The 5,561-nt window shown below is 71.1% G+C and carries 7 protein-coding genes; 1 reads left to right on the forward strand and 6 read right to left on the reverse strand.

Features of this window, described 5'->3' with window-relative positions; genetic code table 11:
• From VFF46_RS32380 to VFF46_RS32405, 6 genes are all read right to left on the reverse strand, one after another.
• On the reverse strand, window positions 1–651 hold a 651-nt coding region (locus tag VFF46_RS32380; protein WP_325041042.1), incomplete at its 3' end, for an amidohydrolase family protein.
• Window positions 648–1,523 (reverse strand): amidohydrolase family protein, encoded by an 876-nt coding sequence (locus tag VFF46_RS32385; RefSeq protein WP_325041043.1) that lies wholly within the window; start codon window positions 1,521–1,523, stop codon window positions 648–650. The genes VFF46_RS32380 and VFF46_RS32385, both read right to left, overlap by 4 nt.
• A complete protein-coding gene (locus VFF46_RS32390; RefSeq protein WP_325041044.1) occupies window positions 1,520–2,632 on the reverse strand; it encodes a mandelate racemase/muconate lactonizing enzyme family protein in 1,113 nt (370 codons plus the stop codon). The genes VFF46_RS32385 and VFF46_RS32390 overlap by 4 nt, the downstream gene beginning before the upstream one ends.
• A complete protein-coding gene (locus VFF46_RS32395; RefSeq protein ID WP_325041045.1) occupies window positions 2,629–3,387 on the reverse strand; it encodes an amidohydrolase family protein in 759 nt (252 codons plus the stop codon). The genes VFF46_RS32390 and VFF46_RS32395 overlap by 4 nt, the downstream gene beginning before the upstream one ends.
• Entirely contained in the window at window positions 3,384–4,115 is a 732-nt protein-coding gene (locus VFF46_RS32400; RefSeq protein WP_325041046.1) for a creatininase family protein, read from the reverse strand. Before VFF46_RS32400 ends, VFF46_RS32395 begins: the two co-directional genes overlap by 4 nt.
• Window positions 4,112–5,080, reverse strand: coding sequence for a Gfo/Idh/MocA family oxidoreductase (locus VFF46_RS32405; RefSeq protein WP_325041047.1), 969 nt, complete (start codon window positions 5,078–5,080; stop codon window positions 4,112–4,114). The genes VFF46_RS32400 and VFF46_RS32405 overlap by 4 nt, the downstream gene beginning before the upstream one ends.
• A gap of 132 nt (window positions 5,081–5,212) precedes the next feature.
• Here VFF46_RS32405 and VFF46_RS32410 point away from each other — a divergent pair.
• On the forward strand, window positions 5,213–5,561 hold a 349-nt coding region (locus tag VFF46_RS32410; protein WP_325041048.1), incomplete at its 3' end, for a RidA family protein.

The raw sequence follows: 5,561 nt of genomic DNA on the forward strand, positions 1-5,561 counted from the left end.
CACCTCCGCGAGCGGCACGGTGTACGGCGAGTCGGTCGAGAACACGAGCCGTTCGGCGCCGATCCCGGGCTCGGCGAGGAACCCGCTGAGCACCGTGTCCCAGGGCGCGTACGACGTGTCGCCGTACAGGTTGGGCGCGTGCAGCAGGGCCGGGACGGCGTCGATCCAGAAGTCCGTGGCGCCGCTCTTGCCCATCAGCACCGGCAGCTCGGGCCGCCGGCGGGCGAGGCTGGCGAGCGGCAGCGGGAGCGCGGTGGCCGGCGTACCGGTACGGACGTACGCGAACCAGCCGGCCGTGGCGGCGAAGTCGAGCAGCGGATCGAGCAGGCCGTCGAGCAGGTCGAATCCCTGCAGGACCGAGTCCACCGCGAGCGCGACGGCGCCGGCGTCGCGGGCCCGGTCGAGCTCGTCGAGGGCCGCGCGGCCGCGCCACGGGTTCGCCACGGCATACGGGAGCAACCGGCCGCCGGACTCCCGCGCGGCCTGTGCCGTCGCCTCGTTGCCTTCGCGGTTGTCGTAGGCGATGCAGCGCTCCGACGGCGCGACGATCGCCTGGTCGATGCCGAGGGCATCCATCGTGGCGAGCAGGTCGGCCGGCTTCAGGCTCGCCTCCCGGCTGTCGCCGATCCGGACATGGGCGTCGACGATCATGCGGGCACCTCCAGCCCGAGGGCACCGAGCGCGTCCGCGTGCACGATCCCGTCGACGACCTCGTCCGGGACCCGCGGGAACTTGGTGCCTTCAATCATATTGTTGACAGTCTGCAATCCGGCGATCGCTTCGCCGGTGTTGGCGATCGGGTAGTCCGACCCGAGCAGCAGCTTCCCGGTCGCGCCCCACTCGACCGCGTTGATCAGCGACTGGTAGAGCACCCACGGGCGCAGATAGATCGACGACACGTCGGCGTACACGTGCGGGTGCTTGCGGATCGTCACGACCGTCTCCCGGCTCCACGGGTGGCCCATGTGCGCCATCACGATCCGCAGCTCCGGGTACCGCAGCGCGATCTCGTCGGTGACCAGGGGATAGGTGTAGCGCAGCGGCGCGTGCCGCATCGGCGAGGCGCCGGAGTGGAACAGGATCGGCAGGCCGTGCCGCTGGCAGTAGTCGTAGAACGCCAGCGCGGGCTCGCCGAGCGGGTCGAAGTTCTGGTAGTTCGGGCCGAGCTTCACCCCGACCAGGCCGAGGTCTCGGCAGCGGTCGGCCTCCTCGAGGGCGCCGGGCGCCGTCGGGTTCACCGACATGAAGCCGATCCGCTTCGCCGGGTTGTCCTGCACGAACTCGGCGGTCGCGTCGTTGCAGCGCTCCGGCGGATACGGCAGCCCGGTGAGTTCGAGCGGATTGTCGACGGCGATGTTGAAGACGATCGACACGTCGGCGGCCGCCATCGCCCGGTCGTAGTCGGCCCACGAGTTCGCGGTCTCCACCGGGCGGTCGTTGCGCCAGTTCGTGTACACCTGCCGCTCGTCCTCGGGCACCGCGTCGCGGTGGGTCGGTGTGTGCGCATGGACATCGACGATCATCGGAACTCCCGCAACAGGTCGTCTCTCAAGGTCACTCCCAGGCCGGGACCGCCGGTCAGCCGGACGTACCGTCCGTCGCTGTCCAGCGGTTTCGCCAGCACGTCCTCGGTGTAGTAGTGCGCGCCGATGATGTCGCTCGGGTACGCCGACAACCGGGGCAACGCCGCCGCCACCTGCAACTGCGCGGCCGCGCCGATCCCCAGCTCACCGTTCGACCCGATCAGCACGTCGATCCCGTGCGCCGCCGCGAGCTGCCCCATCCGGACAGCCCGCCCCGGACCGGCGCTCTTGCCCACGTACAAGCTGACGGTGTCCGCCGCCCGCGCCTCGATCACGGTCAGCAGATCGTGCACGTCGAACACCGATTCGTCGGCGATCACGGGCAGTCCGAGCTGCCGCACCTCGTTCGCCCCTCGTACGTCGCGAGGCTCCAACGGCTGCTCGAGGAACGCGACACCGGACGCCTTCAGCTCAGGCACCGCTCTGATCGCCTCAGCCCGGGTCCACCCGCCGTTCGCATCCGTACCCAGGAAGGCGTCGCCGGCCAGCTCGCGGGCCCGGCGTACCCGGTGGAGATCGGTGTCGAGGTCCAGGCCGACCTTCACCTTGAACGCGCCGAACCCGGCGGCACGCGCCGCGTTGTACGCGCGCTCCAGCTCCTCGTCGCTGCCGGACAGCGAGAGTTTGATCGGGACCTCGGTCCGGTACGGCCCGCCCAGCGCGACGGCCAGCGGTACGTCGAGGGTGCGCGCGAACGCGTCCCACAGCGCGATCGAGACGCCGGCCTTCGTGAACGGGTTGCCTTGCAACACCTTGTCCATAAGGTCTTCCAGCGCACCGACCGGGGTCAGGGGCTGCCCGATCAGTGCGGGTGCGAGCGCCGTACGGATGAAGTGGTCCGCCGACGTACCGTCCTCGCCGGACCAGATCGGGGTCGCGCTGACCTCGCCGTACCCCTCGACGCCGTCACTGGTGACGACCCGGACGAGCAGGAAGTCGGAACGGTCGTGCGCACCGCGAGCGCCGCGGACCAGCAGTTCGGGGGCGGCGCGCAGGCTGACCCGCGCGGTCTGGATCGCGGCGACGGTCGCAGTGTTGGCGGCCGTCACGCGGGTTCCAGGAGGCGGCGGGGGTTGTCGACGAGCATCGCCCGGCGCTGGGTGTCGGTGATGCCCCAGCCGTCGATCTCCTTGATCCGGGCGACCGCGTAGTCCTGGCTGGCCTTGTCGGACAGGCCGGCGTCGGTCCCGAAGATCACCTTGTGCGGCGGGGCCTCCCGGAGGATGCGGCGCGCGGCGTACGGCGGCGTACCGCAGATGCACAGGTAGAGGTTCTCGGTCTCCTGCGTCATCGCCAGCGCTTCCCGCCACAGGTCGTGCAGGCCGCCGTGGCCGAGGACCACCCGCAGCTTCGGATGCCGGCGGGCGAGGGCGGCGATCTGGCCGGCGGTCGAGTACGGCGGCGTGCCGTCGTGGCTGAGCAGCACCCCGCCGACCGACTCGATCACCTCGCAGATCGGGTCGAGGGACCGCTCGTGCATGCTGAACCCCTGCAGCCAGGGGTGCAGTTTCAGGCCGCGCAGCCCGAGCTCGCCGACCATCCGCTCGGCCTCGTCGACCGCGGTCTTCCGGCGGACGGCGACCGTACCGAAGCCGGTCATCCGGTCCGGGTACGTACGGACGAACTCGGACAGCCGGTCGTTCGACTCCGGGGTCGGGTCGAACAGCCCGTCATGACTGAGGACGACCGCGTGCTCGATCCCGGCCGTGTCCATGAACGCCACGAACTCGTCGGCACCGAAGGGCGTCCCACCCAGCCAGGTCGCGGTCTCCCACGCCGGCGTGTGGGTATGGAAGTCGATCACAAAGCCTCCGCGAGTTGAAGCAGGCGGTCGCCGAGCGCGGCCGCCAACTGGTCGAACCATCTCCGCCCGGTGGCCGCGTCGGCCAGCTCCGGACGGTCCGTGTACCCGTCGATCCGCCGCCAGCTCTCCGCCGTGTGCAGCGCGACGTCGTCCACCGCCACCTCCGGCGGCAGCTCCGGACGCTCTTTGCGCTCGGCAACAAAACCCTCGTCCTGGGCCAGCATCAACCCGGTCTCGAACTGCCCCGCATGCCCTGGCACCGGGACGGTTTCGGGGGCGGAGAGGAGTTGCCAGTAGTCGACGTGGGCGACGTTGACGTCGTACCGGGTGGAGGCGGCGGCTGCGGCGGCGTGGCAGGCGCCGGTGTTGCCGCCGTGGCCGTTGACCAGGACCAGGCGATGGCCGCCGTCCGCGTGGAGGGAGCGGGCGAGGTCGAGGAGTACGGCGAGCAGGGTCTCGGGGGAGAGCGAGAGGGTACCGCCGAACGGCAGGTGGTGATCGGACGCGCCGAACGGGACCGGCGGCGCGAGGACGATCGGGCGGCGAGCGCGTTCGTGCACCCGCGCGGCGGCTTCGGCGGCGACGGCCTCGGCGAGGATCCAGTCGGTGCCGGTCGCCAGATGCGGACCGTGCTGCTCGGTCGCCCCGATCGGGACCACGACTATTGCCTCGGGCAACAGGTCGTTGAGGGTACTGCGGTTCGTGTGGTGCCAGCGGACGAAGGTCATCCAGCCCTCCCGGCGACAAGTTGGGCGGTACGCAACGCGGCGATCCCGTCGTCCAGCGAGGGTACGCCCGCCGTGCGCGTCCCGTCGTACAGCTCGACGAACCGCTGCACCTGCAGGTCGAAGCACCGGGTCATCCGGTCGCCGGGGAACCGCACCGTACGCTCGCCGTCCGCGGTGGTCAGGCGCAGGTCGAACGTGAACCCGTCGAGCGTCGCCAGCCCCCGGTCCCCGAGGAACGTGAGCTCGCAGCGGGGGAGGGCGGCGGTGAACCAGCCGAACTCCACCAGCGCCCGATGGCCACCCGGATAGCTGAGGCGTGCGCCGGTGAGGTTCGCCGCGGGCAGGTCGGGGCGGGTGCCCAGGGACCACGCGTCGTCCACGCTGTCCGGCGGTCCGCCGAGCAGGTGCGAGAGCCAGTCGAAGACGTGCGCGCCCTCGTGCACGACCGGCATCCCGTGCGCGAGCGTCGCGGTGATCCGCGCCGTGTGCTCGGCGTCGGCCGGGCGGGACGCCTCGTCGTAGATGTGCGCGCGGACCAGGATCCGGTCGCCGAGCGTGCCGTCCTTGATCCAGGCCGCCAGCTGCTCGATCGCGGGGTCGTGGCGGTAGGTGAGACCGACCTGGACCCGCTGCCGCTGGGCCTCGTCGAGCTGCGCGTAGATGCCGGCCGCCTCGACCGAGGTGGCCACCGGCTTCTCGGCGAGGACGAGCAGCCCGGCTTCGGCGTACCGGACGGTGAGGTCCGGTGTGATCCAGGGCGGGGTGGCGAGTACGACACCGTCGACCTCGTCGGGGTCGAGCTCGGCCTCGACCGCGGTCCCGGCGGGTACGGCGCGGGCGGCCAGGGCGCGGCGCTCCGGCGACGGGTCCACGACGCGCACGACCTCGACGGAGGGATGGCGCAGCAGAGCGGGCAGGTGGGCGGTGAGACCGATGTCCCCGAGCCCGGCGAGAGCCACACGCATGCGCGCTCCTTCGGAATATCGGAATTAGTTTCTGTTTCCCGAAGCTTAGGAGGTGCTCAGACCGCCCGCAATAGTTCGCCGGGGACTGATCGCTATAGCCGAAATACCGAAGATATCTCTAGCATTGTGCGCATGGACCCAGATTCCCCCGCAGACTCCGTCCGTACGAGCGCCGCTCCGGCACCGCGCGGCCACTACTCCCAGGCCCGGATCGCCGGCGGCTTCGTCTTCACCGCGGGCCTCGGCCCGCTCGATCCGGTGACCCGGGAGATCGTCGGCCCCGGCGACGCCGCCGAGCAGACCCGTCAGGTGTTCCGCAACCTGTCCGCGATCCTCGCCGAGGCCGGCTGCACGCTCGCCGACGTGGTCAAGATCACCGCGTTCCTGCAGAACGCCGACCGCGACTGGGACGCCTACGACTCCGTCTTCGGAGAGTTCTTCACCGCTCCCTACCCCGCCCGCCTCACCGCCGGCGCCGACC

The sequence above is a fragment of the Kribbella sp. genome (assembly GCF_035655035.1).
Taxonomy (GTDB): Bacteria; Actinomycetota; Actinomycetes; order Propionibacteriales; family Kribbellaceae; genus Kribbella.

Excerpts from the sequence above, each read along its gene's own strand:
- VFF46_RS32405 (WP_325041047.1), bottom strand. The coding sequence starts at position 5,080 with ATGCGTGTGGCTCTCGCCGGGCTCGGGGACATCGGTCTCACCGCCCAC.
- VFF46_RS32400 (WP_325041046.1), bottom strand. The coding sequence starts at position 4,115 with ATGACCTTCGTCCGCTGGCACCACACGAACCGCAGTACCCTCAACGAC.
- VFF46_RS32385 (WP_325041043.1), bottom strand. The coding sequence starts at position 1,523 with ATGATCGTCGATGTCCATGCGCACACACCGACCCACCGCGACGCGGTG.